Consider the following 16,535-nt stretch of genomic DNA (forward strand, 5'->3'; position numbering starts at 1 on the left):
CCGGAGGGCGGCTTCATCACCGGCAGCGACTTCCTGATCGATGGCGGGGCGACGGCCAACTTCTACTACGGCGGGGATACACCATGAACGAAACCACCATCCCGCGCTTCACCCTCAACAACGGCGTGCAGATCCCGGTCATCGGGCTCGGCGTCTTCCAGACGCCGCCCGCGGAGACGACCGCCGCCGTGCTCGCTGCACTCGAGACCGGCTACCGGCACATCGACACCGCCGCGGCCTACGGCAACGAGCGCGAGGTCGGCGAAGCCATCCGGCGCTCCGGCATCCCTCGCGACGAGGTCTTCATCGAGACCAAGCTGTGGGTCACCGACTACGGCTACGATGCGGCCCTGCACGCCTTCGACAAGTCGGCCGCCAAGCTCGGCGTCGACCTCATCGACCTGCTGCTGCTGCACCAGCCACGCGTCGAGGACTTCGCGCTCACGATCGCGGCCTACAAGGCGCTGGAGAAGCTGCTCGCCGACGGTCGGGTCCGCGCGATCGGCATCAGCAACTTCACGCCGGCGATCCTGACGCGCTTCCTGCCCCAGGTCGAGGTCGTGCCGGCCGTGAACCAGATCGAGCTCCACCCCTACTTCAGCCAGCGCGCCAACGTGGCGGCCAATGGCGCCGCGGGCATCCTCACCCAGGCATGGTCGCCGATCGGCGGCATTACCCACTACCAGGGGTCGGAGGCGACCAGCACCTTCACCGACGCGACCCTCGTGGAGATCGGCCGGCGCCATGGCAAGACGCCGGCCCAGGTGATGCTCCGTTGGCACATCCAGCACGGCCGCCAGGTCATCCCCAAGTCGACCCGCGCGGCGCGGATCGCCGAGAACGTCGACATCTTCGACTTCTCGCTCAGCGACACCGAGCTCGCGGCCATCGATGCGCTAGACAAGCACGTGCGCGGTGGCCCTGACCCCGACCAGCCGCAGCCCGGGTTCCTGAAGCTCTCGATCCCGGAGGCATGAGGCTCGGATGGCCATGACGAGGAGTCGACCATGACCCGCGAACAGATGACCGTGCTGTGCGTCGGCGCCACCGGCAGTGTCGGCCGCCACGTCGTCGAGGAAGCGCTGCGTCGCGGTCACGCAGTGCGCGCATTGGTGCGCAGCCGTGCCAGGGCGACCGGGTTTCCCGCGCCAGCGCAGGTCGTGGTCGGCCAGCTGACGCAAGCGGACACGCTGGCGCAGGCGGTCGAAGGCGTGGACGCCATCGTCTTCACGCACGGCTCCGACGGCGACAAGGCTGACAATCGCGCCATCGACTACGGCGGCGTGCGCAACGTGCTGATTGCCCTTGGCGGGCGCAGGGTGCGCATCGCGCTGATGACCGCCATCGGCGTCACCGATCGCACCGGTGCCTACAATCGCAGGACCGAGGCACACGACTGGAAGCGCCGCTCCGAGCGACTGGTGCGCGCCAGCGGCAACCTCTACACCATCGTGCGTCCCGGCTGGTTCGACTACAACGACGCCGACCAGCATCGCCTGGTGATGCTGCAGGGCGACACGCGGCATGCCGGCACGCCTGCAGACGGTGTGATCGCCCGACGCCAGATCGCCGAGGTGCTGGTGGCCAGCCTCACGCTGGATGACGCCTGCAACAAGACATTCGAGTTGATCGCCGAGGTCGGCCCCGAACCGCGGGACCTGGCGCCGTTGTTCGCCGCGGTGACGGTGGACGATGCCGACGCACCCGATGGCGTAGGCGACGTCGCGAACATGCCGCCGCACCAGGAGCCGCAGGAGGTCCGCGACGACCTGCGGCGACTCGGTCATCAACGCGCGCCAGGGTCCGATCCCCACTGATCGCACGACACAGGAGACACCCACTCGCCGGCCGCGAGGCGATGTGCTGGTCCCGCCATCCGGACCAACGGCGCGGAACGGCGCGACAGGCCGGCCCGCGCCCGTCAGCCAGCGCGCCGCTGTGTGTTCGCTCTGGGAACAGGTGCGTCATTGACAGCGCATCCGGCGGCCGCGACAAGTCTGCTAAGCTCGCCGCATCATGATGAGAATCTCGAGACGGACGCTCCTTGTCGCAGGAGCGGCCACGTTCGGCGGCGTCCTGGAGGCGTACACACGGCGCGCCGCCGAGTCTGGCGTGGATGCCGGCGTCCAGCTCTACATGGCACGCGCACTCCTGGCCAGGGACTTCGAGGGTGGGCTGGCTGCGATTGCCGGAACCGGCGTGAAAGAGGTGGAGTTCGCGGGTCTGCACGGCCGCACGGCCGAGGACGTGCGTCGAATCCTCGACCGCGTCGGCCTGCGCGCTGTGGGAGCCCATTGCGTGCGCGCCGACATGTCCGACGACGATCTGCGACGGGCGATCGACGAGTGCCGGACGATCGGCGCCCGCTACGTCATTGCCGCGGCGCCGTTGTTGCGGGAACTCAAACTGCCGATCACGTCGCGCGAGCAGGTGACCGCGGCGCTGCGGGCCATCACCATCGAGGACGTACGCTACAGCGCCGCGCAGTTCAATCGCTTCGCGGCGACCATCAAGGCCGCCGGGCTCGAATTCGGGTACCACAGCCACGGGTTCGAGTTCCAGAAGTACGGGACGACGACGGGGTTCGACGAGATGCTGCGCCTGCTCGACCCGGCCACCTCGACCATCGAACTGGATCTTGGCAACCTCGTGGCCGCCGGCGCAGACCCGGCGCACTACCTGCGCACGTACCCGGGCCGCTTCCGCCTTGCGCATGTCAAGGACTGGCGCGCGCCGTTGGTGCCCGATCCGCTGCAGATTCCGCCGAGCGCGCCGTTCGGCCGCGGCGCGATCGACTGGCCGCCCCTGGTGGCGGCGGCCAAGTCGTCCGGCGTCCAGCACTTCTTCATCGAGCAGGAAGAACTCCCGCAAGACCAGGTCGTCGGCGCGATCGCCGACAGTCATCGCTACCTGAAGTCCATCTGAGAAGACCGGCCGCGACATCAGCCACCGACGAGCTCCCTGATCACGAAGAACGCGAAGAACGCGTAGAACGCCGAGCACAGGAGCAGGCCGATTTCGCGCCACAGGGGCGGACGCAGGGCCGGAGGCAGGAAGCGGCGGTTCACCAGGAAGATCTGCACGCCGGCGATGAGCAGGACGATGCCGGCCATGTTCGCGAGGATCTTGAACAGCTGGAACGGCGACGCGGAGTGAATCACGATCGCGCCCCACACCGAGAACAGCACGAGGATCCCGTAGTAGATCGTCCTGATGCTCGACGCCGCGCGCGCCTTCGGGCTCGACATCCAGACGACGTCGGTGATCGTGCGCACGAGCACGTCGGTGTTCCCGAGCTGCGTCTTGAAGAGGATCCAGAAGCCGTTGAAGAGCGTGAGGAACCAGAAGCCCGGCCAGATGTGGCTCAGGTACTCGGCCTGGTAGGCACCGGCGGCGAGACCCTGGAGATCGGTGCCCTGCGGAATCACCGCCGTCGACAGGTTCACGTTGAGGAACATCCCGAGGAAGCAGAACAGGCCCCACACCCAGACCTGATCCGCGTGCACGTAGCGCAGCCATTCCTGCCAGCGCGTGAGGTTGGCCGCCGTGGCAGGGAACACCGTGCCCACGTGCGACAGCGTGATCTCGTGGCCGCCGACGGCACTCGGGATCGCGCCCACCTTCGAGCCCATGCCGAAGCCCTTGTCGCGAATCCAATTGGTCACCGTCAGGTTACCCATGCCTCCGGATCCCGCCGTGGCCGCGAGCGCGCCGAGCAACGCCCAGTCGACGGGGTCGGGCATGCCCGACAGGCTGAAGAACCCCGTGAACGTCTCCCACCAGTGCGCCGGCGGCACGAACAGCACGTTGACGACCAGCAGGAACCCGAACACCACGGCCAGCATCGTCCAGGCGAAGTACTCGAGCATGCGTTCGATGGTGCCGCCGAACGACAGGATGAGGACCACGGCGAGCATCAGGCCGACGGCGATCCAGCCTTGCATGGATTGCTCCGGCGCGCCGGGCATGCGTCCGATCCACGCGCCGAGCAGCGTCGCCGCGGCGCTGCCCGCGAGCGCCGGCCATCCGAGCTGGAGGAACCCGATGCACGCGTAGAAGCCGGCCCAGAAGCGGGGCCCCGGCTTGAGGCGCATGATGCCGCCGTAGATGGGCTCGCCGGTGTACAGCGTGTACCGCACGGCTTCGAGGTTGAAGATGACCTGGAGGGCGATCGCCACAGTCGCGATGAGGAAGATCGACGAGGAGTACTTCACGGCCGCCGCAGGACCGACGAGCCACTCGCCGCCGCCGATCGACGTCGCCGCCATGATCGCGCCAGGGCCGATGACCTTCATCATGTTGCCGAACGTGAACGGCGGCGGGGCGGGCAGGTCCGCCACGTCCCACGGTGGCAGTTCGCCATGCGTGGGAGGCAGCACGTGGGCATCCTGGTGACCATCGGCTGTCGTCATACGCGTGAGTGTACTCAATGACGAACGGGCTGACGCCCGCTCGCTCCATGCAAGAGTCCTCGCCGACAAGACGCTTCACGCGAGTTCCACGCTCGCGACAAGCCCGGGCCAGCCCACGCCTGTCTCCTGTGCGCGAGTGGATGTGAAAAGATGGCGGGATGAGCACGACGACATGGCCTGACGTACTGGCGCAGGCGCGCGACGGGGGGCCGCTTCCGCCGCGGCGCGTGGAGCGCAGCGACGCGGAATGGCGTGCGCGGTTGACGCCGGAGCAGTACCGCGTGACGCGCGAGCACGGTACCGAACGCGCGTTCAGTTCAGAAATGTGCAGCCGGTTCGAGCCGGGCCGCTACGCCTGCGTGTGCTGCGGCACGCTGCTCTTCGACGCGTCGACGAAGTTCGAATCGGGCACCGGCTGGCCGTCGTTCACGCAACCGGCCGCCGACGATGCGATCGCGTACATCGTCGATCGCTCGTACGGCATGGTCCGCGTCGAAGCGCGATGCAGCGTGTGCGACGCCCACCTCGGCCATGTCTTCCCGGACGGTCCTCAGCCGAGCGGTCTGCGCTATTGCATGAACGCGGTAGCGTTGGAGAAATTGACGCCGTGAGCCGCACGCGGTGAGGCGCCAGCATCCCGTCACTGTCCTCCGCTGAGTCGTGTGGCAATTGCACTCGTGCCGGCGGCCCAGCTGACGCCACCCGCATTCGAGTACATCGCGCGCTCGACGACGATCGACGCCGGCGATGGCCCGATGGATTCGACGACGGCGCCGAAGCGCCTGCCCTGCACGACCGCTCCGAAGTCCGCCGCCGCGTTCACGTTCGTGCGTGACGAGGGCGCGAGTTCGTAGACCCGCTCGGCAGACGTACCATCCTCGAAGTACAACGTGACCCTCGCGAGGCCCGCGCGCGCCGACGTGTTGGCGATGAGCAGGTACGTCTCGACGCGCCTCGAGCCGCCGACCTCCCCTTCCGCCACCGCCCACACCGTTCCCGTCGTCGTCGCGCCGGCCGCGCTGTGCGCCTCGTGCCACGTGGAGGCATTGCCCGGCCACCACATCGCCCGTTCCACGACCAGCGGCACGCCGTTGAGCGACTCGACCGTCGTCGAGACGGCGACGTTGGCGAGCGGCAGCCCGGCAACGCCCTCGAATCGCTCGTGGTCCACCCACACACCGGATCGCGCGTTGGCGGGTGCCGTCATCGTGCGCGTGAAGGTGTCATCACCGCCGAGCAGATACGTCAGCTTCACCTGCGCATCGGTCCCGGTGGGATTGGCGATGAGCACGAACAAATCGAAGTAGTTGCCGGTATTCCCTTCCGCGAAGAACCATCTGGTGGCTGGCGTCGTGACGCCCGCACTTCCGTGCCCCGCGTTGAACGTACGGCCCTGGCTGGAGAGATACATCGCGCGCTCGACGATGATCGGCGTGCCGTCGAGCGACTCCACCACCGCGCTGAACTCGGCGCTGGCAAGCGCCGTGCCGAGCCCGTCGAACTGTTCGCGGTTCGCCCAGATGTTTTCGCGCGATTGCGCCGGCAGGACGTACGTCTTCTCCAGCGGTCCGCCGGTCGTGCGCAGGTAACGCACTTTGACAGGCACGTCGTGCGTGGACGGGTTCTGGAGCAGGTAGAACAACTGGAATCCCGAAATGGTGGCGCCTTCGGCGAAATACCAGGTCGTCGACGGTGCCGCGACGGCGGTCTCGCTGTGCGATCCGTAACCGGTGCCGTCCCAAGTCATCGTCCTGTCGACGACGAGCGGTTGATCCGACTCGACCGCCACCGAGAACTCCGCGGCCGCGAGTCCCGCGATGCTCTTGGGCGTGACCGTTACGCGGCGACGCGACGGCACGGCGACCGTCTTGCCGATTGGCGGTTGGCCGCGCCGCAGGAAGCGCATGACGGCCATCGCATCGGTGGGCCCTGGCGCGAGCAGCGCGAACTGCGTGTCGAAGAACGTCGACGTTGCGCCTTCGGCCAGGTACCGTGTGAAGAATCCCCGCGGATGCGTGCCGTCCTCGTACTCCTGCCTGTTGGTGCGTCCATCGCCGTCGGGATCGCCATTCGCACCATTCGCGTCTACGGACGATGCCGGATCGAGTCCGAACATGATCTCCCACGCGTCAGGCAGGCCATCACCGTCGCTGTCGGTCGAGGGGATGTCCGGCACGACCCTTGGATCGAAGGCGATGACGGTGTACTCGTACGTGCGAGACACGCCGCCGACCAGGACGTTGTCGAGGCGGACGGTGATCGTCCGATCGGGCATCCCGGCCGCCAGCGTCGGCTGCGCCTCCCAGACGAGCGTGGCGTCGCCGTAGCCCTTGACTTCGGGAAGGATCTGCGACGGAAGCGGGACGCCGTCCTGCGTCATGGTGACGATGGTGGACGTGAAGTTCACGCTGGCCGATGTGTTGGGCGAGAACGACCAGCGTCGGAACACGAGATCGTAGGGGACGTAGCCGCGCGACGGCCATGCGACGAACTCGGGCGACGCCGGACGCGTTCCTGTGCTGCCCGTGACCCACAAGGCATTGGCGTTGGCGGTCGAGCCCGTGCCCATCTCGACGATGCGTGGATAGAGGATCCAGCGCCGGTGGCCGACGGGATAATTGTTGGTGCCGGCATCCTGGATGTAGAGGCGTATGGCCCTCGCACCCCCGGCACCCAGCGCGAGGTTCGAGCGCCCGGCCGCGTCAGCGCCCGTCGGCGTGTAGCAGTTCCATGTGACGGGAGGTGTGTGGCTGAGACTGTTGTTGGCGGTCATCATCAGGGCCGCCGCCTGCGCGCCCGCGTTCTTGACCGGGTTGAGTGTGATGTCGGCGGGCAGGCCTGTCATCGCCCGGAAGAAGTTGACGGCGGAGAGCGTGGCATCCGTGTATGCCTGGCTGGTTGCGCCGGGGTTACAGCCCGCGACAGATCCCGTCCACCCCGGTTGGACGGCGAGCGCGGGCAGCAGGACGTTGTCGTAGAAGGCGGTCACGTCGGCGCGATCGCTGGTGTCCAGCGCCAGCGGTCCCGCCACGCGCGGCTCGTCGGTCTCTGCCGGGGCCGCGAGCGGGGCCGGTTCCGGCCAGGCCAGGGGCGGAGGTCCGAGCTGAGGCGAGACAGGATCCTGCGCAGACACGACGGCAGTGACGATGCAGAGCACCGCCGGCACGAGTCCCGTCGCCCGGCACCATTCCATGAGTGGTAATCCCTTCCGCGGTGCCGTCGTCTGCGTGTGTTGTGCGCGTGCAATCATCTGCCCACGGCGTGCTGCTCGAGGACTCGCCGGACGTTGTCGAGCGGGATGGCGCGGATGGTGCGTCCGTTGCCTGTGACATCCGTGGCCATGAAGAGCGAGTTGTAGATCGCTTCCTCCGTGGCTTCCACCACCGCCTGGAACAGGCCCGACATCGCGTCGTTGGTCAGATCGGCCACGGTGCGCTGGAGCGCCACTCGCCCCGAGTTCCTTTCCGTAATCGGCAGCCGACGCACGTTTCGAGACGTCGAGAACGCGAGCACGTAGTCGCCGCTGCCGTTCGAAGCTGACGAGCCGGTCCGGGCGAGTCCCATGATGCCGCGCGCGGCGAGCCGCTCGAGGTTGCGGTCCGACAGCGGCGCGTCGGTGGCGACGACGATCATGATCGAACCATCGCCACCATCCGTGTCGACGGCATCCTTGAAGGCGTACTGGCCGAGCGCCTTGCCGACGGGCGCACCGAGCACCTGCAGCACGCCGCCGAAGTTGGACTGCACCAGCACGCCGACCGTCCACCCGCCCAGCGACGCCGGCAGCACGCGCGACGAGGTGCCGATGCCGCCCTTCCACCCGAACGCGACGGTGCCCGTCCCCGCGCCGACGGACCCTTCGGCCACCGGTCCGCCGCTAGCCGTCTCGAGCGCTTGCTGCACGTGCTCGGCGCGGATGGGCCGCCGACGGATCGCATTGAGGGCGCCGTCGTTGGTTTCGCCAACCACGGGGTTGATGGACCCGACGTCGGCCATGCCGGGCCGCGCCAGCATCCACTCGGTCATCGCGTCGGCGGCCTTCCAGACGCAGAGCGTGCACGTGAGGAGGATCGGCGTCTCGAGTTCACCAAGCTCACGGAGCTGCGTGGCGCCGAGCAGCTTCCCGTATCCGTTGCCCACGTGCAGCGCTGCCGGCACGCGCTCGCGGAAGGGATTGCCTTCATGCGGCAGGATCGCCGTCACGCCGGTCCTGACATCGTCTCCCTCGATGACCGTCACGTGACCCACGCGCACCCCGGCGACGTCGGTGATCGCGTTGACCGGCCCCGTCCGGAATACGCCAGGCGCCACCCCGAGATGACGCGCTCGCACCCGCTCCTGCCCGGCCACGGGTGCCGCGACGATGGACAGGACGAGAAGCATCACTGCCTCCGCCGTCCTTCTGGCGTCCGTCCTCGTCCTGCTTCCCGTGCCCCTCATGGGCGAATCACGGTTCCGTCGCGCCGCCGCGTCGTGCCCCATGAGTAGTCGAAGTTCGGTGGTCCCGGCTTGAACGGGAACTTCGCGGCCACCGCCTCGTCCACCTCCACGCCGTGTCCCGGCGCGTCGTTGGCCACCATGTAGCCATCCTTCTGCTCGGGCGCGCCCTTGAACACCTCACGCGTCTCCGCGGGGAACGCGCCGCCTTCGTGGATGCCGAAGTTGTACGTCGCGAGTTCGAGCGCGAGCTGCGCGGCGTGCGCCACGGGCGACGCGTCGCCGGGGCCGTGCCACGCCGTGCGGACGCCGAAGAACTCCGACAGCGCCGCCACCTTGCGCGCCGGCGTGAGACCGCCGATCTGCGAGATGTGGATGCGGATGAAGTCGATCAATCGCTCCGAGATGAGCGGCAGGTACTCCTGCACGGTGTTGAACAACTCTCCCATCGCCAGCGGCACGCTGGTCTGCTGGCGCAGCTGACGGAACCATCCGTTGTCTTCGGGCGGGAACGGATCCTCGAGGAAGAACAGGTTGAAGGGCTCGAGCGCCCGGCACAGGTTGATCGCTTCCATGAGCTGCACGCGCTCGTGGACGTCGTGCAGCAACTGCACCTCGTCGCCGAGCTCGGTGCGCAGGTGCGCGAAGAGCTTCGGCAGCATGCGGACGTATCCGCCCGACTCCCAGATCGCCCGCGGATTGGTGGGGCCGACAGGCTCGTCGGCCGATCCGCGCACGGCGACGTCGCTGCGGGCGCCATATGTGGCAAGGCCCGGCACGCCGCCCTGCACGCGGACGTGGCGGAAGCCCTGCGCCATGCCCTTGCGTGCGTTCTCCGTGACTTCCGCGAAATCGCGCCCGCTCGCGTGGTAGTAGCAGTCGGCCCCGTGACGCACCTTGCCGCCGAGCAGCTGATACAACGGCAGGCTCGCGCGCTTGCCGAGGATGTCCCACAGGGCGATGTCGATGCCGCTCATCGCGTTGAAGAGCACGGGACCATTGCGCCAGTACGAGCTGACGTACGACGACTGCCAGATGTCCTCGATCTCGTCCACGCGCCGGCCGATGAGGAACGGTCGCAGGTACTCGTCAATCGCGGTCTTCACGACGAGCGCACGCTGCGTGAACGTGGCGCAGCCCCAGCCGTGCAGGCCGGGTTGATCGGTGATCACCTTCACCACGACCAGCCGGATGCCGTTGGGGGCCGTCAGGATGGTCTGGACGTCCTTGATGCGAATCGGTGGCAGACCGCGCGGGGCAGGTGGTACCGCCGGTGCTTGTGCGAGGACCGCCGTGTCGGCAAGCCATGCGCCTCCGGCCACCGGAGCTGTCGTCAGCGCGCGGAGCACGTCTCGTCTTTTCATGTCGTCATCCTCTTCACTCTCGCGCGCGGATGGCCGTACACCACGTACGCGAGCCATGTGGCGTCGCCCTCCTCGCGCGCCTTGCGTCGTGCGGCAACAGCCGCCTGCGCCAGCGGCTCCGGCGCATCGTCGCTCAGGAACCGCGCGTAGAACTCCTCGATGAAGGAGAGCGCCGCGCCATCGCCAACCGACCAGCTCGATCCGATGAACACGCCGGCGCCGCGATCGACGAACGCCTGCGCGAAGCCGCCGATGCCGTCGAGCGTGTAGCCGGCCCTGCCGCTCTGACACGCGTTGAGCACCACGATCGGCTGATGGTCGCCGTCGACGAGGTCCGCGCTGCGCGCGATGGTCCGCGCCATCACGTCCTCTTCGCTCATCGACCCATCGCTGCGCCGTCGTCCGGGCATCCTGAGCCGTGCCGTGCCGATGTCAGCGGAGTTGGCCTCGCCGTGACACGCGATGTGCAGCAGATCGAACTGTCCCGGCGTTTCCACGAGTCGGTAGATCGCCTCCGCTTCGGCGGAGACGGCCGTCGCGCCGAAGCGATCGGTGATCATGGCGATCTCGTCCTCCGCGGCAGGAAGCGTGTCCGGCTGCGGATACGCCGGTACCACGTAGCGCGCCTTGCCTTTTCGCAGCCTGAGCGTTTCGGGCGGGTAGTTGCTGACCAGCCACCTCACGACGCCGAGCTCACCGAGGAACGCCCCCGTGCTCCTGCGATCGTTGGGATCGGACACGTAGACGAGCTCCCACGGCACGAACGGTTCCGACGAGAGCACCTGCACGCTGCCGATCGTGTCGCGATGCGCCCACAGCAGCAGGCGCAGTTCCAGCGGGAACAGGGCTTCGAACATCTCCTCGCCGATGGCCCTGAGGTCGCGCATGAATGCCGCCTGCTCGCTGCGGAACTGCGTCCATCTATCCTCGATGTTCCTGTGGATTGTCGCGATGTACTCCGCCGGGTCCGTGTCCAGCACCTTCGATTCGAAGGCGCGCTGGATGCGCTTGCTCGGCAGCCGCAGTTCGTAGCGGTACTGGGTGCTCGAGCCCGTCGGCCGCATCTGGATCACGCGCAGTTCGTCGACGGCGCGCGGGAACGTGGACGGCATCGACTCGACGTCGCCTTCGTCGCGACACGGATGTGGCGCACCGCTGCGCGCGGCGGCGATCGAGGGCCTCAACGTCAGCGTGACGAGCGGAAGTGGTCCCTGTCGCACCTGCACACGCACTTCCGCGTCGCCGATCTCCTGTGCAATGAGGTCGAACTGCAGCTTCACGGGTGTGCCCGGTTCCGGCACCGGGATCCGTACACGCGCATCGTCAGGATCGACCATGGCCACGCGCAGCATCGGCATGCATTCGACGATGAGCGGTTTGCTGGCCTTGACCTTCGCCGAACCGCCGGCTGTCGCACGACCGGCAGTCGCCTGAAGGACCTCGCGTGCGATGGTCACCGCGACCGTGTGTGTGTGCTGCACCACGTATTCGGCGTCTGTCTCCGCGCGGAAGTGGCAGTCGACGGTCTTCGTTGCAGAGGCCGGCCTCGACGAGGGTGTCGCCGCGGGGGGTGTCGCCGCCGGGGGGGGCGGGGGCGGCGGGATGGCACCGCCGCGCGGCACGGGCGCACTTCGCGGGGTGGGCGGTGCGCTCGGTGGTGGCGTCGCCGCGCCTCGAGATCGTCGCCGGCGTGCAGCCGTCGAGGGCAGCGACTCCAGCACCTCGCCGTCGGATGCCGGCGGTTCGGCGCCACTCATCATGGCCTGCGACTCGACGGCGTCGATCACGTCGACGGCATCGCCCTGACTGTCGAGCACGACGGTGCGATACGCACTGCCGCCGTGGTACTCGAGGATCACCGGCGACTGCCCGGGATCGAGCGCGACAGGCGTGACGTCGTGGCCCGCACGCGCCACGCGCGACTTCCGGGTCTCCCTGAGTTCGAACGCCTCGAAGACCGTGGCGTCGGCATCGGTCCGCGCACGGTCGAGCCACTCGAGTGCCAGGGACGTCGGGTGCGCGTAGTGATACACAACGGGCTGGCCACCCTCGTACGTCGGGCGTTCGACGACGACCCACGGTGCCGTCGACTGCCGGATCTCGACCAGCGCACCGGAGGCGGGTTGCGTACAGCGAAGGGTCACCACGCGTTCGGCGCGTGGGGTGAAGCGGAACACATAGGCCACGAGGGGTGCCGTCGCTGCGGCGGCCACGGTGAATCGCAGGCTGCGCGATCCGGGCTCCTCGTCGCCGTCGACGAGCCATTCGTGCGCGCTGTCGCGTTCCAACAGAATCACTGCCGACTCGCCGGGACCCACGGGAACGGTGATGTGGATGTCGCCAGCCGTGGCGGGCCCCGCGCCGGCGCGCGCGCCGCGTCGGCGCGCGGTCTCGGTGCGCGTCGGAGTGGTGGCCAGCGGTATCGCGTCGACGAAGTCGAGTTTCCGCGCGGTGACGTCCTCCAACTGACGCACGCGCACGGTCTGAGCGGCCCGGACCACGAGCGCATCACCGCCTTGGACGGTGACGCCGGACGGTCTGACAATCGTCGGCATGGGAAACCCCTCCCGGGGGAGTGTAATGCGGCTCGGGGACAGGTGGAGGCCGGGTGTCCGGATTCCGCGTACAGTATTCAGCGGAGGATTACTGCCCATGTACGTTCGTTCCACGCTGACCGTTGTGGCGGTCGTGGCTGTCATCTCGTTCACCGCGGCGCGCGAGGCCGTGGCGCAATCCGCGTCGCCGGCGGCGCGACCCGGCTTCACGACGCTGTTCAACGGCAAGGACCTGAGTGGCTGGCGGGGCAGGCCTGGCGGGGGCGGCGTGTTCAGTCCCTACGTCGAGGCGAAGTTCACGCCGGAGGAACGCGCGGCCAAGCAGGCCGAGTGGAATGCCGATCGCGACAAGCACTGGAGCGTCGACGCCGCGACCGGCGAACTCGTATCCGACGGCCACGGCGTGCACCTGGCGACGATCGATCCCTACGGCGACTTCGAGTTCCTCGTGGACTGGAAGTTCACCACGCCTGGCGCCGACTCGGGCATCTATCTGCGCAGCTATCCGCAGGTGCAGTTCTGGGATCCCGGCAACCCGCGCGAGCAGAAAAACGGTGCCGAGAAGGGCTCCGGCGGCCTGTGGAACAACAACCCCGACAATCCGGGCCGCTGGCCGCTCGTGAAGGCCGACAAGCCGATCGGCGAGTGGAACACGCTGGCGGTCAGGATGGTCGGCACGCGCGTGTGGGTCACGCTCAACGGGCAGCAGGTCGTGATTGGCCAGGTGCTCGACAACTTCTTCGATCGCACGCAGCCCGTGCTGCCGACGGGATCGATCGAACTCCAGACGCACGGCGCCGAAGTGCGCTTCCGCAACATCTACGTGCGAGAGATTCCGAAGGCCGAGGGCGAGAAACTGCTCGCGACCGTCAAGTAGTCAGTCGTCCGGCGCGTCGCGCGGTGACTCGCGCGTCGCGCCGGGTGCCTCCGTGCGCGCGGGGACGTGAGGCTCCGCGATGAAGCGGTAACCCACGCCGCGCACGGTGACGACGTGGCGGGGCTGCGTGGGATCCTCGTTGAGGAACCGGCGCAGCCGCACGATGAAGTTGTCGATCGCGCGCGTGTCGGTGTCCTCGTGCAGGTCCCACACGTCTTCGAGGATGGCCTTGCGCGAGACGATCCTGCCGGCATTGCGCAGCAGGTACAGCAGGAGGTCGGCCTCCATCGCCGTCAGGTGATATGGCAGCGTTCCCACGCGCAGTTCGAGCGTCGACGGATCGAACGTGTTGCCGGCGAAGTGGTAGACCTCCGGCTGTGGCTCAGGCGGTGGCGTGCGTGCCCAGGTGCTGCGACGCAGCAGGCCGCGCACGCGTGCGAGCAGAATCGGGAGTTCGAAGGGCTTCGTCAGGTAGTCGTCGACGCCGGCGTCAAAACCCCGGAGCACGTCTTCGGGGCGTCCGCGCGCCGTGAGCATCAGGATGGGCACGTAGTCGCCGCGGTCGCGCAGCGTCCGCGTCACGTCGAAGCCGTCGATACCCGGCAGCATCACGTCGAGCACGATGGTGTCGAACTGGCGCGACGGTTCGGCCAGGTGTGCGAGCGCCGCCTCGCCGTCGCCGACGAGCGTCACCGCGTGGCCGTCGGCTTCGAGATTGAAGCGCAGGCCCATCGCCAGGTGCGGCTCGTCTTCGACAACGAGGATGTGAGACATCAGGACTGCCCCATGCGGGGGAGTTCGACGGTGAAGGTGGAACCACGGCCTTCTCCGTCGCTCGCCGCGAACACGCGTCCGCCGTGATCGCGCACGATGGACCGCACGATGTAGAGGCCCAGTCCCGTCCCCTTCACCTTCGACCCGCGCCACTGGAACCTGTGGAAGCGCCTGAAGATGCGCTTCAGTTGCGCTTGCGGGATGCCGACCCCCTTGTCGGTCACGCGCACGCGCACGACGTCTCCGGCCGGCACCGCGACGTCGAGAGCCACGTGCACCGTGTCGCGCGAATACTTGACGGCGTTGTCGAGCAGGTTCGAGAACACCGATCGCAGCGCGTCGGCGTCGCCGTCGACGATGGCGTCGCCCGGCGTCACGCTGGCCAGGGTCATCGTCTCCGGGGACAAGTGATGTCGCTGACGCGCGATGGTGATCGCTTCGTCGGCGAGCGTCGCCACGTCGACGGGCGACGTGTGTGCGAGCCCTACTCGCTGGCCGGCCGCGCCGGCCTTGAGCACCTGCTCCACGGTCTGCTGCAGCCTGTCTGCGTCGGCCAGCATGACGTTGTAGAACTCGGCGCGCTGCTCGTCGCTCACCTGTCGCGCCTGGAGCGTCTGCAGGTACAGGCGGATCGACGCGATCGGCGTCTTCAGTTCGTGCGTGACCGCGTTCAGAAACGCGTCCTGCTGGTCGTTGCGACGGAGTTCGCGGACGAGAAACACGGTGTAGACGATGATGCCGGCGATGATGAGCGCGAACGCCAGCACGCCCAGCACGAGGGTGAGGAGGCTGCGGCCGTGCAGGTAGACCCAGCCGATGTTGAGCGTGATCGCCGCCGCCACGAGGACGACGCAGAGCGTCACGAAGACGATCGTCGCCGTGTTCCTGCGGGTCACAAGGGGATCTTACCGGCAACCGGCAATCGGCAACGGGCAACCGGTCGATATGATGAGGTCTGGCCGCCGGATTTTATCCGGCGGCCAGAGACAACGGTGGGTGGGCGGGGCAACTTGGCCACCGCAGCCCGGAGGGCGAGGTGGAAGCCCGGCCGTTGCGGCTACTCGACTGCCGGTGATGCCTCGGAGATGTCGACGGCGTCGTCGGTCTGCTGGGGCATGCGGTGGACGTGCTCGAGGCGCGCGACCTTGACGTCCCACACCAGGCCCAGCATGCGCAGGATGCTGATGTTGATGTAGTTGATGTCGAGTTCGTACCAGGCCAGGCCGTGTCGCGCCGACACGGGGTGCGCGTGATGGTTGTTGTGCCAGCCTTCGCCGAACGTGACGAGCGCGACCCACCACAGGTTGGTGGAGTCGTCCTTGGTCTTGAAGCGGCGCGACCCCCAGATGTGCGTGGCCGAGTTGACCAGCCAGGTGGCGTGCAGGCCGTACGTCGTGCGGAAGAAGATGCCCCAGAGCACATACGGGATGCCGCCGAAGGCGAGGAACGCGAGGCCGAGCACCACCTGCGGCACCCAGTGCCACGTGGTGAGCCACACGTGGACGGGATCCTTGCTCAGGTCCGGCACGTAGCGGCGCAGCACCGCGGTGTCGTGGTGCATCGCCTTGCCCATGAAGATCCATCCCATGTGCGCCCAGAAGGTGCCCTCGCGCGGCGTGTGCGGGTCGCCCTCGTGGTCGGAGTGCTGGTGATGGATGCGGTGCGTGGCCACCCAGAAGATGGGGCCGCCCTCGAGTGCGAGCGTGCCGCACACGGTGAGGAAGTACTCCATCCACTTGTAGGTCTTGAAGCCGCGATGCGTCAGCAGGCGGTGATACGCCATGCCGATACCGAGGCTGCCGGCCACGAACCACATGATGACGGCAGACATGATCGCGCCGAAATCGATGTAGAAGAACGCGGCGACGGCTCCGATGTGGAACGCCGTCATCGCGATGATGGTGATCCAGTTGTAGCCCTGGCCTTCCGCAGCCTTCCGGCCGTACAGGGACGTGATCTTGACGGGTGCGCTCATGGCGGGGTCCACGATGCCACGTCTGGCCGCGGAGGACTGTAATAGTTCTGTCACCGTTACCGGCAACGGGCAATCGGCAACCGGCAACCGGTCAGACGCGGGTGGCGGCGAACGGGGTGCGCCGCCCGCGCCACCCGCGCC

At 67.9% G+C, this 16,535-nt stretch carries 13 protein-coding genes; 5 read left to right on the top strand and 8 right to left on the bottom strand.

Features of this window, described 5'->3' with window-relative positions; translation table 11 throughout:
• Positions 1-83 precede the first annotated feature (83 nt).
• The 3 genes from IT182_18935 to IT182_18945 all read left to right on the top strand — a co-directional run bounded on the left by IT182_18935 (position 84) and on the right by IT182_18945 (position 2,925).
• Positions 84-977, top strand: a complete 894-nt coding sequence (locus IT182_18935; protein ID MCC6165426.1) for an aldo/keto reductase — start codon at positions 84-86, stop codon at positions 975-977.
• Between the two features lie 30 nt (positions 978-1,007).
• Positions 1,008-1,817: an SDR family oxidoreductase gene (locus IT182_18940; GenBank protein MCC6165427.1), complete on the top strand. Its 810-nt coding sequence runs from the start codon at positions 1,008-1,010 to the stop codon at positions 1,815-1,817.
• Between the two features lie 199 nt (positions 1,818-2,016).
• Positions 2,017-2,925, top strand: a complete 909-nt coding sequence (locus IT182_18945; protein ID MCC6165428.1) for a sugar phosphate isomerase/epimerase — start codon at positions 2,017-2,019, stop codon at positions 2,923-2,925.
• 17 nt (positions 2,926-2,942) lie between these two features.
• On the opposite strand, the gene IT182_18950 is transcribed toward IT182_18945, so the two are convergent.
• Complete coding sequence (locus tag IT182_18950; GenBank protein ID MCC6165429.1) at positions 2,943-4,412, bottom strand: Nramp family divalent metal transporter; 1,470 nt, start codon at positions 4,410-4,412, stop codon at positions 2,943-2,945.
• 158 nt (positions 4,413-4,570) lie between these two features.
• Between IT182_18950 and msrB the strand changes: the two genes are divergently transcribed.
• Positions 4,571-5,023: a peptide-methionine (R)-S-oxide reductase MsrB gene (gene msrB / locus IT182_18955; GenBank protein ID MCC6165430.1), complete on the top strand. Its 453-nt coding sequence runs from the start codon at positions 4,571-4,573 to the stop codon at positions 5,021-5,023.
• A gap of 29 nt (positions 5,024-5,052) precedes the next feature.
• Here msrB and IT182_18960 read toward each other — a convergent pair whose 3' ends face one another.
• The 4 genes from IT182_18960 to IT182_18975 are packed head-to-tail and all read right to left on the bottom strand — an operon-like array spanning position 5,053 to position 12,768.
• Entirely contained in the window at positions 5,053-7,605 is a 2,553-nt protein-coding gene (locus tag IT182_18960; protein MCC6165431.1) for a CAP domain-containing protein, read from the bottom strand.
• Positions 7,606-7,658: 53 nt separating this feature from the next.
• On the bottom strand, positions 7,659-8,795 hold the full coding sequence (locus tag IT182_18965) for a P1 family peptidase (GenBank protein MCC6165432.1): 1,137 nt from the start codon (positions 8,793-8,795) through the stop codon (positions 7,659-7,661).
• Positions 8,796-8,848: 53 nt separating this feature from the next.
• Entirely contained in the window at positions 8,849-10,213 is a 1,365-nt protein-coding gene (locus tag IT182_18970; GenBank protein MCC6165433.1) for a starvation-sensing protein RspA, read from the bottom strand.
• A complete protein-coding gene (locus IT182_18975) occupies positions 10,210-12,768 on the bottom strand; it encodes a CHAT domain-containing protein (protein MCC6165434.1) in 2,559 nt (852 codons plus the stop codon). The genes IT182_18970 and IT182_18975 overlap by 4 nt, the downstream gene beginning before the upstream one ends.
• A 97-nt stretch (positions 12,769-12,865) precedes the next feature.
• Between IT182_18975 and IT182_18980 the strand changes: the two genes are divergently transcribed.
• Entirely contained in the window at positions 12,866-13,645 is a 780-nt protein-coding gene (locus IT182_18980) for a DUF1080 domain-containing protein (protein MCC6165435.1), read from the top strand.
• Here IT182_18980 and IT182_18985 read toward each other — a convergent pair whose 3' ends face one another.
• The 3 genes from IT182_18985 to IT182_18995 form a co-directional block, all read right to left on the bottom strand.
• Entirely contained in the window at positions 13,646-14,419 is a 774-nt protein-coding gene (locus tag IT182_18985) for a response regulator transcription factor (GenBank protein ID MCC6165436.1), read from the bottom strand.
• Positions 14,419-15,315, bottom strand: coding sequence for a HAMP domain-containing histidine kinase (locus IT182_18990; GenBank protein ID MCC6165437.1), 897 nt, complete (start codon positions 15,313-15,315; stop codon positions 14,419-14,421). The genes IT182_18985 and IT182_18990 overlap by 1 nt, the downstream gene beginning before the upstream one ends.
• Positions 15,316-15,476: 161 nt before the next feature.
• Positions 15,477-16,394, bottom strand: coding sequence for a fatty acid desaturase (locus tag IT182_18995; GenBank protein ID MCC6165438.1), 918 nt, complete (start codon positions 16,392-16,394; stop codon positions 15,477-15,479).
• Positions 16,395-16,535 lie beyond the last annotated feature (141 nt).

It is taken from the genome of Acidobacteriota bacterium (genome assembly GCA_020845575.1).
In the GTDB taxonomy this organism is placed as follows: Bacteria; Acidobacteriota; Vicinamibacteria; order Vicinamibacterales; family Vicinamibacteraceae; genus Luteitalea.